21 protein-coding genes, 6 tRNA genes and 1 riboswitch are annotated in these 17,463 nt (G+C 26.5%); of the genes, 26 read left to right on the plus strand and 1 reads right to left on the minus strand.

Annotated elements, in window-relative coordinates; translation table 4 throughout:
* The first annotated feature begins 2 nt into the window (after positions 1-2).
* The 14 genes from rnc (at position 3) to ABNT63_RS00760 (ending at position 12,260) form a co-directional block, all read left to right on the plus strand.
* Positions 3-752 carry a ribonuclease III gene (gene rnc, locus ABNT63_RS00695; protein WP_348735985.1) on the plus strand — a complete coding sequence of 250 codons (750 nt, stop codon included), beginning with the start codon at positions 3-5 and terminating at the stop codon, positions 750-752.
* A gap of 47 nt (positions 753-799) precedes the next feature.
* A complete protein-coding gene (locus ABNT63_RS00700; protein ID WP_348735986.1) occupies positions 800-1,330 on the plus strand; it encodes a hypothetical protein in 531 nt (176 codons plus the stop codon).
* Positions 1,331-1,342: 12 nt separating this feature from the next.
* The gene (locus ABNT63_RS00705; RefSeq protein ID WP_348735987.1) at positions 1,343-3,517 is read left to right on the plus strand and encodes a hypothetical protein; all 2,175 of its coding nucleotides are present in this window, start codon (positions 1,343-1,345) and stop codon (positions 3,515-3,517) included.
* Positions 3,518-3,683: 166 nt separating this feature from the next.
* The gene (locus ABNT63_RS00710) at positions 3,684-4,322 is read left to right on the plus strand and encodes an FtsX-like permease family protein (RefSeq protein WP_348735988.1); all 639 of its coding nucleotides are present in this window, start codon (positions 3,684-3,686) and stop codon (positions 4,320-4,322) included.
* Positions 4,323-4,370: 48 nt separating this feature from the next.
* On the plus strand, positions 4,371-5,165 hold the full coding sequence (locus ABNT63_RS00715; RefSeq protein WP_348735989.1) for a MurR/RpiR family transcriptional regulator: 795 nt from the start codon (positions 4,371-4,373) through the stop codon (positions 5,163-5,165).
* 126 nt (positions 5,166-5,291) lie between these two features.
* The gene (locus ABNT63_RS00720; RefSeq protein WP_348735990.1) at positions 5,292-7,454 is read left to right on the plus strand and encodes a fructose-specific PTS transporter subunit EIIC; all 2,163 of its coding nucleotides are present in this window, start codon (positions 5,292-5,294) and stop codon (positions 7,452-7,454) included.
* 13 nt (positions 7,455-7,467) lie between these two features.
* Positions 7,468-8,664: a MalY/PatB family protein gene (locus ABNT63_RS00725; protein WP_348735991.1), complete on the plus strand. Its 1,197-nt coding sequence runs from the start codon at positions 7,468-7,470 to the stop codon at positions 8,662-8,664.
* Between the two features lie 2 nt (positions 8,665-8,666).
* On the plus strand, positions 8,667-9,059 hold the full coding sequence (locus ABNT63_RS00730; RefSeq protein ID WP_348735992.1) for a RidA family protein: 393 nt from the start codon (positions 8,667-8,669) through the stop codon (positions 9,057-9,059).
* Positions 9,060-9,299: 240 nt separating this feature from the next.
* On the plus strand, positions 9,300-9,827 hold the full coding sequence (locus tag ABNT63_RS00735) for a hypothetical protein (protein ID WP_348735993.1): 528 nt from the start codon (positions 9,300-9,302) through the stop codon (positions 9,825-9,827).
* Between the two features lie 103 nt (positions 9,828-9,930).
* Complete coding sequence (locus ABNT63_RS00740) at positions 9,931-10,611, plus strand: hypothetical protein (RefSeq protein WP_348735994.1); 681 nt, start codon at positions 9,931-9,933, stop codon at positions 10,609-10,611.
* Positions 10,612-10,651: 40 nt separating this feature from the next.
* Positions 10,652-10,752, plus strand: a riboswitch (purine riboswitch).
* 170 nt (positions 10,753-10,922) lie between these two features.
* Positions 10,923-11,393 carry a hypothetical protein gene (locus ABNT63_RS00745; protein WP_348735995.1) on the plus strand — a complete coding sequence of 157 codons (471 nt, stop codon included), beginning with the start codon at positions 10,923-10,925 and terminating at the stop codon, positions 11,391-11,393.
* Positions 11,394-11,425: 32 nt separating this feature from the next.
* Complete coding sequence (locus ABNT63_RS00750; protein ID WP_348735996.1) at positions 11,426-11,662, plus strand: hypothetical protein; 237 nt, start codon at positions 11,426-11,428, stop codon at positions 11,660-11,662.
* A gap of 95 nt (positions 11,663-11,757) precedes the next feature.
* On the plus strand, positions 11,758-12,099 hold the full coding sequence (locus ABNT63_RS00755; protein WP_348737114.1) for a solute carrier family 23 protein: 342 nt from the start codon (positions 11,758-11,760) through the stop codon (positions 12,097-12,099).
* On the plus strand, positions 12,093-12,260 hold the full coding sequence (locus ABNT63_RS00760) for a hypothetical protein (protein WP_348735997.1): 168 nt from the start codon (positions 12,093-12,095) through the stop codon (positions 12,258-12,260). Before ABNT63_RS00755 ends, ABNT63_RS00760 begins: the two co-directional genes overlap by 7 nt.
* Before the next feature lie 125 nt (positions 12,261-12,385).
* On the opposite strand, the gene pnuC is transcribed toward ABNT63_RS00760, so the two are convergent.
* Positions 12,386-13,300 (minus strand): nicotinamide riboside transporter PnuC, encoded by a 915-nt coding sequence (gene pnuC, locus ABNT63_RS00765; RefSeq protein WP_348735998.1) that lies wholly within the window; start codon positions 13,298-13,300, stop codon positions 12,386-12,388.
* Positions 13,301-13,499: 199 nt separating this feature from the next.
* On the opposite strand from pnuC, the gene ABNT63_RS00770 reads away from it, so the two are divergent.
* The 12 genes from ABNT63_RS00770 (at position 13,500) to trxA (ending at position 17,210) form a co-directional block, all read left to right on the plus strand.
* Positions 13,500-13,575, plus strand: a tRNA-Asn gene (locus ABNT63_RS00770).
* Between the two features lie 33 nt (positions 13,576-13,608).
* Positions 13,609-13,684 (plus strand) — tRNA-Glu (locus ABNT63_RS00775).
* 4 nt (positions 13,685-13,688) lie between these two features.
* Positions 13,689-13,764 (plus strand) — tRNA-Val (locus ABNT63_RS00780).
* Between the two features lie 16 nt (positions 13,765-13,780).
* Positions 13,781-13,856, plus strand: a tRNA-Thr gene (locus ABNT63_RS00785).
* Positions 13,857-13,864: 8 nt separating this feature from the next.
* A tRNA-Lys gene (locus ABNT63_RS00790) sits at positions 13,865-13,939 on the plus strand.
* A 17-nt stretch (positions 13,940-13,956) separates the two neighbouring features.
* Positions 13,957-14,041: transfer RNA gene (locus tag ABNT63_RS00795), tRNA-Leu, on the plus strand.
* Positions 14,042-14,225: 184 nt separating this feature from the next.
* A complete protein-coding gene (locus ABNT63_RS00800; RefSeq protein ID WP_348735999.1) occupies positions 14,226-15,269 on the plus strand; it encodes a hypothetical protein in 1,044 nt (347 codons plus the stop codon).
* A 98-nt stretch (positions 15,270-15,367) separates the two neighbouring features.
* Positions 15,368-15,793, plus strand: a complete 426-nt coding sequence (locus tag ABNT63_RS00805) for a hypothetical protein (protein WP_348736000.1) — start codon at positions 15,368-15,370, stop codon at positions 15,791-15,793.
* A gap of 242 nt (positions 15,794-16,035) precedes the next feature.
* Complete coding sequence (locus ABNT63_RS00810) at positions 16,036-16,170, plus strand: HAD hydrolase family protein (protein ID WP_348736001.1); 135 nt, start codon at positions 16,036-16,038, stop codon at positions 16,168-16,170.
* Positions 16,171-16,229: 59 nt separating this feature from the next.
* Positions 16,230-16,466 carry a hypothetical protein gene (locus ABNT63_RS00815; RefSeq protein ID WP_348736002.1) on the plus strand — a complete coding sequence of 79 codons (237 nt, stop codon included), beginning with the start codon at positions 16,230-16,232 and terminating at the stop codon, positions 16,464-16,466.
* Positions 16,467-16,529: 63 nt separating this feature from the next.
* Positions 16,530-16,823: an HAD family hydrolase gene (locus ABNT63_RS00820; RefSeq protein ID WP_348736003.1), complete on the plus strand. Its 294-nt coding sequence runs from the start codon at positions 16,530-16,532 to the stop codon at positions 16,821-16,823.
* Between the two features lie 75 nt (positions 16,824-16,898).
* Positions 16,899-17,210, plus strand: a complete 312-nt coding sequence (gene trxA / locus ABNT63_RS00825) for a thioredoxin (protein ID WP_348736004.1) — start codon at positions 16,899-16,901, stop codon at positions 17,208-17,210.
* Positions 17,211-17,463 lie beyond the last annotated feature (253 nt).

Raw genomic sequence — 17,463 nt, forward strand, 5'->3', positions numbered from 1 at the left:
CGATGCAGTTTATAAACAAACAGCCAGAACAACTTTTTTTCGAGTTAAAAGTTTTTTTTAAACAGTATCATGTTTTTATTAAAGAACCACAATATTATTTAGAAGCCTTAACTCATAATTCTTATGCAAATGAAAATAATTTAAGTTATACTTATCAACGAATGGAATTTTTGGGTGATGCAATTTTAGCAAAAGAAATTTCCTTATACTTATTTTTAAGTTTTCCTGATAAAAATGAAGGTGAAATTACTAATTTACGTAGTAAAATTGTTCGGGAAGGAACATTAGCAGAATTAGTTCGTCGAATGAATTGAGCACCTTTCTTATTATTAGGAAAAGGAGAAATTAAAACAAAAGGATATGAAAAAAATCGTATTTTAGCTGATATTTATGAGTCAATGATTGCTGCATTATATCTTGATTTGGGTGAAGAAGTTGTTCGTAATTTTATTAATGACACCCTTATTCAAATGGTTTCTAATCCTGGTTTTTTTGATCAAATTCGAGATTACAAAACTGAATTACAAGAATTTTTACAAGCTGGTGATGTGCGAACATTAGAATATAAATTAATTAAAGAATCACCACCATTAGAAGGAAATCGAGTTTTATATACTGTGGTTTCAGAAATTGGGGGAATTCGTTATGGCGAAGGATGCGGTTATACTCATAAAGAAGCTGAGCAATTAGCTGCTCGTGATGCACTACAAAAATTAGCAACAAAATCAAAATATCATTTCGAAAATAAATAACAATGTAATATAACTAAACTAATTTAAGTATATGGAGATGAAAAGTAATGATGATAAGAGATTTGTTTAAGAATTTTTGATTAAGTTTTACTAGAAATAGTTTACAAGTTTTAGGCCTATTTTTAATGTTAGGAATTATTATTACCTTGTTTTTGGGAATGATTATGTCAAGCAGTTTAAGTACGGTTCAATTAGAATTAATTGGTAATGACTTGTATGATACTAATATTTCATTTCAATTTAATTATAATTTAAAAATTGTTTCAAACCATCAAAATTTATCATATGGTTTAAACAATATTAATTATATTAACGAGGATGGAGATTTAGACAATAATAAAGTAGAAAGTCCTTATTTTCAGTTAAAACCAAATGTCAAAGATACTTATCAAATTGTATTGGATTCAGAAAGTAACCAGTCAGGAAAATGGCTTGCTTCAAATAGTTCAAATTCATATTTTATGGAACAGTTAAAGGAAAACGGTGAAGTAATATTAAACTTTAATACTAATATTGTTCCTGATAGTGTTTATTTTTTTAGTAATGCTGATTATCATGAATTGGTTAGTTATTTATAAAATCCAGCAAACTTGATTCCATTCGTAAGTTCACCAGATAATCCTAGATTAGTCATAGATACATTAATTTTTACTAATGCTTATAAGGATTTTAGTACAAATCAGAAACAAATTTATGACTTACAAACTCGTCTTTTAAATTCTGTTATTATTGGTTCAGTTGCTGATCGTGCTCTAATGAGTGAAACAATGCGACTTTACGATATTTTTAAAGCAGAAAACTTTTATATTCAAAGTGTGCAACCATATTATTGGACAACACCAATTATGGTAAAAGGAAATTATCAAGATTTTTTAAATTATCAGGTAAGCGATGATTATCTTCCAATTATTATTAATAATTCTTATGCTTCACATAATAAAATCAAGATTAATGATCTTTTTAATATTTATGGTTACCAATATCGTGTGATTGGTTTTGCCACAAATGCTTATGTTAATAGTGCAGCAAATGAGTCATCTTTTATTTATAACCCATATTTATGACTTCGTGGCCCTGAATATACAAATTTATTAACAAAAATCACTAATGATGCACCACAGCTTATTAACAGCATAATTAGTATTCACGCTGCTTTTGCATCAACAGAACTAAATCCTGGTTTTTTGCATGCTCAAAATATTTGAAGTGATATTGCAAATGTTTATGATAATGCTACTTTTTCACGTTCTACAGTTGTTTATACACCATTACATCATATGAAAGAACTTATTAAAAATAAAGAAGATATTATTTGGTCAATTTTAATTGCAATTTCATTATTATTAATAATTTCATCTTTCATTATGATTAGTATGATTGTTAATAAACTATTATTATTAAACCGGGGAATTATTGGTAATTTAAAAGCACAAGGATACGGAACGGGAACAATTGCGTTTTTACTTCTTTCTTGTTTTTTATTATTAATGTTTATTATTTCTTCATTATCATTAATAACAAGTTGAATCTTCTCTTTTATCTTAAATATTACTTATCAAGGTTTTTTAGAATTTACTACTTATATTTCAGTTCCTCCTTGGTGATTAATAGTTGGAACATATTTGTTACCTAGTTTTGTTGTTTGTTTCTATGCTTTTTTATTCATTATTATTGAAGTGTCACGACCAACATTAGTTTTACTAAAACCAAAAGTAGTTAAAACACGAATTCCAAAAGGTCATCATTTATTACATTTAAACTTTAAATATAAAATTAGTCTTAAATTTGCGTTAGATGCTAAGTGAAAATTATTATTAACACTTGTTGTAACAACGTTAACCGTAGCAATGTTGTTTACAGGATTAACAACAATTATTAATTTTAGTCAAATTAATCTTAATTTAAAAACAAATGCAAATTGGAAGTATGTTTATCGTTATGATAATAATTATAATTATGGTGCTAGTGAAACACCACCATATGATTATTTAGTTTATGAAAATCCCGAGGCAGTTAAAGAACCGGATGTTTCTGGATATTATTTATTACAACCCGAAATACGACAATTTACAGAAGAATTAGTATTAAAAAAATATAATACTTTTGGTTTTGGTGATCCAGTATGTGGGCCATTTGTTGGTGACAGTAATATTATTAAGTCGTTTAAATACAAATGATTTAAAGCAAGATCTTATGAATGATATGTTGAAAATTGTAAAGATACCCAGTATTATGAACAAATTACCAAATTTATTAAGGGAACAGTTTATGAATATTTTATTAATCAACTAAGTAAGGAAGATGGAATTATTACGATAGGTTATCAACCAATTATTTATGGTCCATATCAATCAGAAATTTTTGCAAATACCGAAAATTTATATGCACGAGAAGCAATAAACTATAGTTTATTAGAACAGTTTTTAAACGAATATCAAATTGCTAACACAAATTCAAAAATTGATTTATCAATTCCAACCTTTTATCGGAATTTTATTAGTCATAGAAATTTAAAAAGTCTATATGGTAGTGCTATTGAATTTTATGATTATAAAAATAATACAACGTTATTTTACCCAAATGTTGAGAAAAAAACAGATATTAATTGATTCTTTAATAAAATTAAGAGTTTTGATCAACCTGATGATGATAGTTTATTACGAGCAGCACAAACTAATCGTTTTAGTCCAGTTGTTAATTATGCGATTTTGCAAGTTAATGAAATGAAAAAATTAATTCAAAGTAAAAAAATGATTTCATGGTAAAAATCCCAATTGAGATCCAAAAAATTATCGGATTCAATTATACCCAATTATTATTAATCATGCTTATCGTTATTTAAATAATATTAATATTGGTGACATTTTATTAGATAATTTTAATGATCGAAGTGCGATATTTTATATTGTTGTTGATCAATTTGATAATGGAATGAAAAATATGTTTTTAATTAATAAGTATAATAATCAACGCTTAACGCCAAAACGTTTAGCAAACCTATATTCAGCATTACGCGATAATGAAACATATCATTATATTGGTGTTTATGATAAAAATAATAATTATGATGCTTCATTTAAAACAGAGTATGAACCATCACCAATTTATAATGGAACACAAAATTTAAAAATTTTATTGCAACAAACAGTTAATTTACAAATTATTTTATTCTTAATTTATTTATTAATTTTAGTTGCTTCAATTGTGGCATGTATTTTCCAAATTTTTATTATTACAAATATCATTTTAAAAGATAATTTAAAAGTTTTGAATAGTTTTAAAGCACTAGGGTATTCTGATTTATGAATTTTTAATCGGATGTTCTTGATTTATTTACCAATTATTTTAATTAGCTGAGTAATTTCAATTCCCATTGGGATAACCATTATTGGTTTAATTCGCTATCAAATTATTTTTAATATGTTATCATATGTGTCAGGAACTGTTAATATTGGTGATTATTTGATTAGTTTTTTAGAATTACTTGTAATGTTTATTATTGCTTTTGTTTTAAATAAAAAATTTATGGACCATAGTTATCCAATTTTAAAAACAATGAATTGAAATTAATGAAGAGATTATTTATATTTTGTTATTAATGTTTAAAAGGAGAGTTGAATGGATACATATTTATTAAAACAATTGCAGATTTTAGCAACCGATGAAAAAAATTTAACAAATCAAACAATTGCTCGTTATATTTTAGATAATATTACAACAATTAGTAAGTTAACTACAAATGAATTAGCTAATCATTGTTTTACTTCAACAGCGGGTATTATTCGATTCTGCCAAAAATTGGGATTAGAGGGAATTAATGAATTAAAATTTAAATTAAAATACTTAACAGAAAATGTTACATTAAATTCGCAACAATTTAGTGCAAATAAACAATTAGTACAAAATGAGACATCTTTTTTTGATGAATATTTGAAAATTAAGATTGAATCTGCACAAGATTTACATGCTAATTTTTTTGAAACTGATTTATCAGTTTTAATTGAAAAAATTATTACCGCAAAAACAGTTTTTATTTTTGCTTTTAATTTAGCATATAATGTTTCCCGGAATTTTGTTCAGAGATTACGGTGAATTAATAAAAATGTTATTCATCAAAATGATTTAAATTCAATTGAATCATATTTGCCAATGATTAATGAAAATGATATGGTTCTTTATATAACATTAAGTGGGCAATCAATTTTCATTGCAACAATTGCAAAACAAGTTAAACCGATTGTGTATTCATTTGGTATTATTGGGAAGAAAACTGAGTTAATTACTAGTTTAAGTGATTATTTTGTTATTAATTCTCGGGAAAATAATATTTGAGATGTTTTTTCAATTCGTTCACAAACTGTTATGCAGTTTTTAGATTATTTATATGCAAAAATTATTCGAAAAAATATTTAATAAAATTAATTACATTTTTTAGAACTATATTTCAAAATATAGTTTTTTTCTTGTTAAAAATATTGTTTTTGCTTTAATAAAAGAAAGAACAAAAACAGTTTAATATTTTAATTTTAGGAGGTCAATATGAGTAATAAAAACAAAAATAATCTTTTTTCATTAGAACAAATTATTTTAAATTCATCTGCAAAAAATCAAGATGAAGCATTTCATGAATTAGCAGCAGTAGCGTATCAAGCGGGTTACATTGATAATTCCGAAAAATTAGTAAAAGCATTATGAGAGCGCGAACATGAAACATCAACTGGTTTAGAAGATGGTTTTGCAATTCCACATGCTCGAATTAAAGACATTAAAAAGCCAGCTGTTATTTTTGTTCGCTATCAAACTGGATTAGTATGGTCAACTTTTGATAATACAAAGGTTCAAGTTGCCATTGCACTAATTATTCCGACTAATAAAAAAAATGACATTCACTTAAAAGTTTTAAGTAATGTTGCTAAAAAATTATTAAATTCAAATATACGTCAAGTTTTAAAAACATCAACTAATAAAATTGAAATCTTGGAATTATTACAGGCAGTTGATAATGAAAAGATAGTTAACAATGAAAGTTATCAAGGTTATGTTTTAGGAATTACAGCTTGTCCAGCTGGAGTAGCTCACACTTATATGGCTGCCAAAAAAATTGAAAATGAAGCGAAAAAATTAAGATATGCTGTAAAAGTTGAAAAACAAGGTGCTAATGGATATGAAGATAAATTAACACCAGAGGATATTTCAAATGCTAATGTTTTAATTATTGCTGCTGATATTGCAGTTGGTGAACAAGAACGATTTGTTGATATTCCTATTTTAAAAGTAGCAGTTACTGAACCATTACATGATATTGAAACGGTTTTTCAAAAAGCCACACAAATTATGCGACCATTACCTAACCAACAGATTCCAACTAAAGAATTTAAAAAAGAAAAAAAAGAAAAAGGATGATTTAAATTACATTTTAAAGCTGGCGCTGTTAGTTTAAAAAATGCTGTTTTAACAGGGATTTCCTATGCAGTGCCTGTCATTGTTGCTGGAACAGCAATTCAATCTTTAATTACAATTATTACTCAAATTGCTGGTATTGATTATATTAAGGAACATGTTAATTGATTAAATAATTTAAGTGATGTTGCTGGTAAAAGTTTAAGTATTTTATTAGCTCCAGTGTTAGCGGCCTATATTGCATATGCTATGGCAGATAAGCCAGGTTTAACACCAGGTTTTTTAGGAGGATTAGCTTGTGTTTATGTAACAAAAACCGCCAATGATGGCACTGTAATTGTTGATGGACTAGGTTTTTTAGGTGGTTTAATTATTGGCATTGTTGTCGGTTATATGATGAAAGGATTTAAAAAGTATCTTGTTAGTAAAAAAATGCAAGGTGTCTTAACTTGATTTGTTTATCCTGTTTTAGGATCGTTAATTAGTATTTGTTTAATTCTCTTTGTGATTGGTCAACCAATTACCTTATTAATTAATGTTATTTTTAGTGGATTGACAACTTTACAAACTTCAAATTTAGCAGCAATATTGGGAATTATTATTGGAATGATGTGTGTTTTTGATTTGGGGGGTCCTTTTAATAAAGTGGCATGAGCTTTCTCATTTGCATCATTTTCACAAGCTTTTACAAGTGGACAATTGACTAATCCAAGCTTGTTAGTTCCATATGCATGCTTTTGAGCTGCTGGAATTGGAACTGGATGAACGACTACTTTAGTAACTTTTATTGGTCGTCGGTTTTCAAATCAATATGAAAAAGAAGCTGGAAAAATGTCATGAATCTTATCTTCGTTAGGAATTACTGAAGGAGCAATACCATTTGCTTTATCAGACCCATTCCGTGTTATTCCTTCTTTTATGATAGGAGGTGCTGTATCTGGGGGTTTATGCGCAGCTTTTAATTTAGGTTCAACCATTACGGGAGGTGGTTTTATTACAATGGCAGGAATCCAATCAACAACAGGAACTGTTTCAATTGGTGTTGCCATTCTACTGTGATTAATTTTTGCAATTATTGGTTGTGCAATTTCAACAACATTATTATTGGGATTAAAATATATTAAAACAAAACCAGTTTTAGAGCAAAAAGTGCATACTTGGACAATTAATATTATGTCATTAGGAATTGCTCCAAGTATTAAAAAACAACAATTAAAAAAATATAATAAATTATCATCAAGTGAACAAGAAAAATATTTAAATCAAAAACAGAAAAAAACAAAGATTAAAGTAGAAAGGTAAAGGTAAATTTGCGATGAAATATAATTTTGATATTATCATTGATCGAACAAAAAATTCCGAACGAAAATGAGATCAAACATATATTGCAGATAATTATCATTTAACTGGTGATAATATCATTAATTCATCAATTGCTGATTTAGATTTTCTTACACCACATCCAATTACCAATGCTATTTTAAATCGTGCAGAAAAAGGAGTATATAGTTATACTTATGTTAGTAATGATTTTTATGAAGCGGTAAGTACTTGATATTATTATCAACATCAACTTACAATTCCAAAAGATAAAATCAAACTTGTACATGGGACAGTTAATGCTCTTCATCAACTAATTCAATGTTTAACTGATGTTAATGATTATGTTTTAATTCAAACGCCAGTTTATGGCCCCTTTGGGCGGGCAGTTTTAAATAATAACCGTCAATTATTAACAAATCAATTAAGATGAGAGGATAATCGTTATCAAATAGATTTTGTTAATTTTGCAAACATTATAAAAAAATATCAACCAAAAATATTTATTTTATGTAATCCGCATAATCCTGGTGGGCGTGTTTGAACAAGAGCGGAATTACAAAAAATAATTGCAATTTGTCAACAATATCATGTTTTAATAATATCAGATGAAGTACACGGCGATTTAGCATTACCAAATGTTAAATTTAATTCGTTACTATCATTTTCAATTCAAAATAATGAGGTTATTGTTTGTAATTCTCCAAACAAAGCTTTTAATCTTGGCGGATTAAAATCATCATATTTAATTACATTTAACAACAAATTACGAAAGAAAATTAATGAACAATATGAATCTGCTTCGATTACATCACCAAATGTTTTTACAATTCCAGCTTATTTAGCTGCATATACTAATCCAAAAGTATTAACTTGAAAAACAACTATGTTAAAATATATTATTAAAAATTATATTTTTGTAAAAACAACCTTAGAACAAATTCGGGGGTTAAAAATAATGCAGTTAGAAGCCTCATATTTGGTTTGAATTAATTATGAAGGGACTAAAATGTCATCGCAGGAAGTTAACAAATTATTATTAAAATATAAATTAATTGTTAGTAAAAATGATGATTTTGTTGAAGCACCAATAACTTGCTTTCGAATTAATATTGGGACTTCATTTGCGATGGTAACAAATATCATCAATATTTTAACAATGATTTTTAAAAAGTCAGAAAGGAATGATTAATTATGAGTAAAAAAATTATTTCAACACATTTGGCGCCAAAAGCAATTGGGCCATATTCACAAGCAGTTAAAATAGGGAACTTCTTATATATTTCTGGTCAATTGCCATTAGATTCAACAACAATGATGATTGAAGGAACAACAATTACAGAACAAACAAAATGTGCTTTAGAAAATTTAAAAGCAATTGTACAATCAGCAGGTTACAGTTTAACAGATGTTGTTAAAGTTAATATTTTCTTAAAAGATATTAATGATTTCCCATCAATGAATGAAGTTTATCAAAAATATTTTACAGAAAATTTTCCAGCTCGTTCTGCTTTTGCAGTTGCAAATTTGCCTAAAAATGCTTTAGTTGAAATTGAAGCAATTGGATGTTTAAGAGAAGAAAATTAAAAAACTATGTTTTGAAAAAGAGAAAATTCAATTTTCTCTTTTTTATTTTTAAAATGTATTCATTAATGAAGTTATAATCTAATGACAAATTATTATTTAAATTTTCTTCTTATTTTGCAAATAATTTGATAAAAATAAATTCTAACTTTTTTTTGTTTAACTTTTTTATATAATTAATTATAAGTAATAGTTTAAATTATTTATGCTATTAAATTTTAGAAAGGAACTTATATTTTATTAATGAAAAAACTATTTACATATTTAATGACCTTAGGAATAATGAGCATAAGTGGAATAACAATTGTTTCTTGTGCTTGTAGTTATCCAAAACAAAACAAATTGGAAGAAGAAAAGCAAAGAAAAGATTCAGATAGAGCTCCTTTGTTACAAATAAATAATAATAATACAAAAAAAGAAGAAATAAAATTACAATTTCCAATTGATATTAGTGGTATTACTAAAATTAACCCAATTAAAAAAGTTAATGTTAAGAATATTAAAGATGTTCAGTTTTCTGAATGATCAGAGACAATTCGTGATGCAATTTTAGCAACATTGCATGCAGAACTAAGCACTAAATTAACAAAAAATGATTATGATGTAACTCCTATCTTCCCAAAAGAGTTTTATATCAAAGATAATAAAATTGATACTCTTTCTTTTAATTTAACAATTCCAAGAAAAATAGAAATTACCTGTTTGAGAAAAAATAATTCAAAGGGTAGATTTAATACATATATCATACTACCAATAGGTACTGTAAAATAATGATAAATTAATGAAAGAATATAAAAAAATAACATTTTAAAATGCTGTTTTTTTTAAATACAGTATGATTGATATATATATGGGAGAGGAACGTGATTAAAAAATGTTTAATTTAACGCAAATAACAGGATTAGTTTATTTTATTTTTATTATTGTAATTGGACTGTTTTTTGTAGGTTGATTAATATTTGGTCTTATTTTATTAAGGTTTAAAAAGAAAAAAACAACATTAAAAACACGGATGTTATTACGGAAAATGTTAGATGACAATGATTTACAAGATATTAATATTGGAGAACAAAACCATATTGTTAAAGCACGGAATTTTTCAAAAATAAGTAATGCTGTTATTATTCGTCGTACTGATGATAAAGACCAAAATATTGTAAAAATTTATGATATGATTTTTCATTTTTATTATGTTTATAACCAAAAAACAAAACAATCAAAATGCTTTTTTTGATTAAAATTTTTGTCATGATTTTTGTTGTTTACAATATTTTTATTTATTGTAGCAACAATTTTAGTTATTTTAATACAGTTTTTAAAAGACAATACTGTTATTAATGCAATTGACATTACAATTCAAATTTTATCTATTATTGGTATTGTTTATTTGATTTTGGGATGATTTTGTTGAGCGAATTTAGTAGAAAATTATCGTCAAGATTTAATAGCATTAGCAATAGACTATTTACCAACAGAATTTATCAAGTCTTTTAAAACTTATACTAGTTTTAAAGCATTTTTTCCTTTTTCTGAAAATGTAATATGTTTTTATTAAAGGGATTGTAATTTTTTATGAAATTCGATATATTTAAAAAGTAAATGTATTAAACAATTCCTATATATGCTAGTAATATGGTCTAGTGTTTCTACGTCTTACCATTTATAAGAAGACTCTATAGGTTAATGCTTCATTTTGCATTAACTTATGTTAATTAAACAAGGTTAATGTTTTTTATTTTTACAAATAGAGCTAGATGGAGAAATAAATTATATGTTTAAAAAAAGATTGAAGCTTTTTTTAGGTTTGGTGATTTAAAAACAACTTTTAAAAAAGAAATTATTGGTGGCCTAACAACATTTTTAGCAATGTTATATATTTTATCAGTGCAACCTAATATGTTATCTTCTGCACCAGATATTAATCATCCAAGTAATCCAAGTCAAAATATGGCGTTTGGGGGGATTTTTATTTCCACGGCAATTGGTGCTTTTATTGCTACTTTAATTATGCGTTTATCAGCGAATATGCCAGTTGGATTAGCACCTGGAATGGGGCTAAATGCTATTTTTACTTTTAATGTTGCTAATAATGGATTAGGATATCAAGGGGCTTTAATTGCTGTAATGCTTTCAGCAATATTTTTCTGCCTTATTTCAATAACTAAATTACGAACAATTATTATTAATGCGATTCCAGATTCATTAAAATTAGCAATTGGTGCTGGAATTGGTTTTTTATTGCTTATATTGGTTTACACAATATTGGATTTGTTGGCGATAATGCCGTTGCTCCAGGTGGGGTTGTCGTTAATGGCGGAATTCCGGTTGCAACATTAGGAAATTTAAAAACTAACTGACCAATAATTTTAATGGGATTTGGTGTTTTAATGTTAATTTTATTTTTACATTTTAAAAAAATTCCGGGAGCCATTGCCATTGCAATTTTGGGAGGATTAGGAGTTTCTTTGATTGTCGGAAATGTTGTTGATAATGATTTCATTCGCCACAATTTTGCGCATTGAAAGGGATGAAGTTATAGTGATTTTAATGGTTTTAATACCACTTTAAAATCAACATTTGCAGCATTTGCTAATCCAAAAATTTAAACATCACCAACGATGTATATTTCAATTTTTGTTTTTCTATTTGTTGATTTTTTGATACAACAGGAACGTTATACTCTGTTTCAACTCAAATTTCATTAACAACTGGTGAAAAATATGAATTAAAATCACGTGCTTTAATGGCAGATTCATTAGGAACTTTAACTGGAAGTCTTTTAGGCTGTTCTCCGGTTACTAGTTTTGTTGAATCAACAACGGGAGTTTCTCAAGGAGCTCGAAGTGGTTTTTCTGCTATTATTACAGGGTTAATGTTTTTAGTAGCAATTCCACTTTTTCCAATTTTTAAATTAATTACTCCGGCAATTGTTGGAGCTGCCGTGATTTTTGTTGGTACATTAATGGTTAGTCAAATTAAAGATTTGAGTGAGTTAAACCAGAATTTGGAATTTCAGCCTTCTTTACTATTATCATTATGATAGTTACATTTTCAATTACAAATGGGTTGGCACTTGGATTTATTGCTTATGCCTTTATTTGTTTAATTACTAAAAAAGCTAAAACAATTGCCATTCCAATTTACATTTTAGATCTTTGTTTTATTGGCTATTTTATTGCTTTTGCTTTTGTCCAAACTGGTTAAAAACAAAATAAGATAAATAATGATTTAATATATAAAGATTATTTTAATTAATTTTCTATAAATAACAATGTTTTATAATTTTATTATGGCTAATAAAGTAAGAAAATATTAATAAATTAGGAGCATTATCCTGATTTTATTTTATTTAAATAACTACCTCAAATTAAAAAACCAATGATGCTATTTGCAATAAAAAAACTTGTTTGAATTAACATATTAATATTAATTGTTATTGGATAATTAGCACCAATACTATTAACTCCTGCAAACATTGCAAGTTGTAAAATATTTGAAAGTAATCATAAAATTCATTGTTCTTTTAGTCGTAAAAACATTAAAATTGAAGCAATAATTGCGATGCTATTGATTGTACTGTCAAAAATATGAGCAATAGGTTGGTTTAAATAAGCATAATCTGTTTTTACTAATGCATAATGAAAAGCTGGAATTTCATAATATCAAGCAATCGCAAGAATAGCACAAATACCTAAAGAAATTGGTAAAATTATTCATCATTTTGAGTTTCGAATGTTTAATGAGGAATCTTGTTCAAAAATAAAATTTTTTTGTCATGTATATCAACCAATAAATTGAAATGGTAAATAAAAAAATAAATTTAATTGAGCATAACCAGTATAACCAAAACCAAATGAAAAAAAACCAAATGTAGTCACACTAATTAATCCTCAAAAATAATTGCTCATTTTACCAAAACTAATTAAAACAACATTTAAAATACTTGTAAAACTGACTAAACCACTTAATGAATAAAGTGTAGCGTCAATTCATTTAGGAATATTTCCTAAATAAGGTTTGGAAGTATTTAAGATATTAACAATACTAAAAAAAGAAGGATTATGGTTAGCATCAATAAAATGATTAAAATCAAAAAAAGATAAAAAAGTAACAATAATCCCAATGCAAATTAAAAGAATTTTAAAAGTTTTTGGTAACTCTTTAATATCTTTACCAATTGTTTTGATTCCTAAAAAGTTAATTGGTTTTGTAATAATAAATCATTTTTGCTGTTCATTTTTCATTTTTTGTATAAGTATCTTGTTTCTTTCTTTCATTATTTATCAATTCTATAACTATATCTTAACAAAAAATAATATGTTTTATTCTTTTAAATGATATCTTTTTGAAGATATAACTCATAAAAAATAAAAAAATCCTAAAAATAGTTTCTTGTTTTTTCATTTTTAGTATATAATGAGTAAGGCTAAAAAGATATGCCATGCCTAGTTAGCTCAGTCGGTAGAGCACTCGGCTGTTAACCGATCGGTCGCAGGTTCGAGCCCTGCACTAGGCGCCATTATTTTTTTGAAAATTTTTATTGATATTTACCGGCCTGTTGGTGAAGCGGTTAACACACATGCCTTTCACGCATGCATTCACGGGTTCAAACCCCGTACAGGTCACCATTTTCGGGTGTTAGCTCAGTTGGGAGAGCGCCTGCCTTACAAGCAGGTGGTCAGCGGTTCAAGTCCGTTACACCCGACCATTTTTTATATTAATAAGCTGGCTTAGCTCAATAGGTAGAGCAACTGACTTGTAATCAATAGGTTGGGAGTTCAATTCTTCTAGCCAGCACCATTGCCTGTCTCCTGTTAGCTCAGTTGGTAGAGAAACTGGCTTTTAACCAGTGGTAAAAGGTTCAAGTCCTTTACAGGAGACCATTTTTAAAACAGAGTAACCGGGTGTGGCGGAATTGGCAGACGCACCAGACTTAGGATCTGGTGGGGTAACTCGTGGGGGTTCAAGTCCCTTCACCCGGACCATAATTAAAAAACAAATTAGCACTTTCAGAGTGTTTTTTATTTGTAAAATTATGAATATAAATACAATACTTAAAAAATAATTTAGATCATTATTTTAATTTAAATACATATAACAATTATAGCCTTTTGAACAATTAATATTTTATTAAATAATAATAATTTTAACGAAAGGGAATATCTAAAAATGAAAAAAATAGTGAATTTATTAATCGGTATTAGTTTAATAGGAAGTAGTTGACCAATGGTCAATGCTAATAGTAGTTATAATCCACAAGTACAAATATTAAACCGAAGTAAACGACAAGGAAATTTTAAAGCATTAAATGAAGAAATTAAAAATTGAATCTTAGGTGAGTTAGTTGATAATTTGCCAGAAACAATTTTAAAAAAAATATATAAATTAAATAAAAAAATTAAAAAAAATAGTTTAAGAATAATTAATGTTAGGGAAAACGTAGCTAGAATAATTTGAGATGAAAATATTGATAGCACAACAAATTTTACTGATGTTTATTTTACAGTTTATGATTCAAGTAATTCAGTATTTTATAATGATAATCCAAGTTTAGGAACTTGTCAGTCTTTAGCGTCTACTTCACATGAAGAAACTAACAAAAATCAAATTGGAGAATCAATTTATGCAACAGTTTTGCCAAAAAGTCAAAGAAATAAGCAAGATAATGTTGCGCCACTGGTTCCACTTCGAAAATTAAATAATCTTTTATTAAATACAGAATTAGGTGATTTACCGGATAATTTACCAGAAACAATTTTTGAAAGAGTAATATTTTTAAATACGGATATTGATTTAGATGAGGTTGTTATTCATGACATTACACATGATTTAGCAATAATTAGTAGTAATTCAAATAGCACTAGATATTATGGCAGAGTTATTGTTCATTTTACTTTAAATAATAAGGAAGTAAAAACAATTAAAGAAAATAAAAATAAACAAGATTCAAATTCGGATGCTAATGATAGTGTTAATAAATTAATTAGTAAATTTAATAAATTATGTTCAAATAACGAAATTAATAATTTAAATCCTAAAAAAGTTCTAACGGGAAATACTAGTGGTGGTCGTTTACATGCAAGAGATATATATCTTGGGACAAACAATGGTATTTATTTAAAACATGGTCATGGTCAAATTGACAAGTTTGATGACTTGGAGTTTCTTATAATTGCAATTGAATTAATAATAAAGGAATCGCTTATGTTTTAAACAATACTGGTAAAATTTATCATTTAGATTTATATGGTTGAGAACATTACCAAGTGTCAAAAATAATCACAAACAATATAAACTTAAATTGAAAAATAATGGGGCCAATAACAGATGATACAAAAGTATGAGAAAAAACAATAAATTTAATTAAATGGTCAGACTATGCTAATAGTTTGCAAGAATTTAAAGAAAAATACAAGTATATTGAAATTAATAATGTTGATTCTTCTGCAGGTGGTCAGGAGACAACAATTTCTAATATTAAAACAAATATTAAGTTTAATACAGAAAATATTAAGGAAAATTGAAATTATAATCAAAATCATGTTTCTCTTTTAAAGTACAATTATTCTGTCTTTTTTCCTTTTGTTTATGTTGAACAAAAAGCAGTGTTATATATTAAAGGTTTATGATTTGAAAACGAATACTTAAAACTGAATTTAGTGTCATATACTTTTTCTTTTTGTGCTGTTTATCATGTTTGAACAAATTTAAAAATTAATCAAGTTAAAGTGTATTAGAAAATGGTGTATCATAAAATATATTGAAAACTGAACTTCAAAAAGTTTGTTTAATTACTTTTTAAAATTCAGTTTTTTTTAAAAATTAACTTAAAGTTTATAATTTATAAAAAATTTTTAAATTTAAGTATTTTCTACTATAATTATTAAAAATTATTAAAACTATAAAATTAATGTTTGATCAATATTTCTAAATAATATAATCATACAAATTTTAAGGAAAAAGAAATGAACATAAGTAGATGAAAAAAGCAGTTTTTTCTGATTTGGATGGAACTTTATTAAATGATAATCATCGGTTTAGGTCGGTTAACAAAAAAACAGTTAATTCAATTCAAAAAAAAGAATCCTTTTTGTTGTTACAACAGGGCGCCTAGCTAATGATGCAATTCGTCAAGCGCGAAAACTAAAAGTTCATAAGTATGATGGTTATGTTTTGGCAAATAATGGAGAAAGTGCTTATTCTTTTAAGACTAATAGTTTTTTATGAATGATGATTTTTACAACAGCAGAAATTAAAACCATTTTTGATTCTACTTATCGCAAATATAAAGTTCATTTTTTTAGTAATAATAGTACTTATGTTTACAAATATGGTGAGAATTCTTATTATTGATCAAAAATAATGCGAACAAAATATAAAATTATCACCAAGGTCGCTGATATTACATAAGATATTACACATGCTAGTGTTATTGCCCATCAGTCCTTAGATGATAAAGGTGCTAGTTAATTAATGACAAAGTTACGACAATTATTACCGCAATTAGATATTACTCAATATAATAATCGTGTTTTTGAAATTGCTTGCAAGGGGATTTCAAAAGGTAGTGCCTTGCAATTTTTATCCCATCATATTAGAATTGATATTAGTCAAACTTATTCATTTGGTGATTCTTATAATGATCTTGAATTAATTCGCCAAGCTGGAGTTGGGATTGCGGTTAGCAATGCGATTGATGAGTTAAAAACAATGGCAAATGAAGTAACATTATCAAATCGTGAAAATGGGCCAGCAAAATATTTGTAACAGTTTTTCTTAAAAAAATAGTACTTTTATGATATGATAAAAAAGCAAGAGAATTCAGTAAAGGAGAGAATTAAAATGGCTGTAAATGAAGTAAAAAATATTGATGAATTCGAAAAAACAATTGGTGATGCAAAGTTAACTTTAGTTGATTTTTATGCTGATTGATGTGGACCATGTAAAATGATTACTCCAATTATTAATGAATTAGCAAAAACGCGTAGTGATGTTAATTTTATTAAAGTTAATGTTGATGTTTTACAAGATCTTGCTCAGCATTATGGAATTTTATCAATCCCAACATTAATTACCTTTCAAAATGGAAATGAATTAAAACGTAAAACAGGATTTGTAACTGCTAACGAAATTGAACAAGATTTATTAAGTTAACAAAGTTTTTACTAATAATTTAAAAAGGAGAAGGTGAATAAAAAATGGCAATATCAATGAAGAAACGTCGTCGTTTAATGGCAGAGAAAAAAGCGGCGAAAATCTTGACTCGTAAAGAAGCTGCAAAAAAACAAAAAGAAGAAACAAAAGTTTCAAAGTAGGATATTTAATCTTTAATGGATAATGTTTAATTTAATGAAGATATAGTAATGAACTTTTTAAATCAAAAATTTATTAAATCATTAATTGTAAC

Source organism: Spiroplasma endosymbiont of Ammophila pubescens (assembly GCF_964020965.1).
GTDB lineage: Bacteria > Bacillota_I > Bacilli_A > Mycoplasmatales > Mycoplasmataceae > Spiroplasma.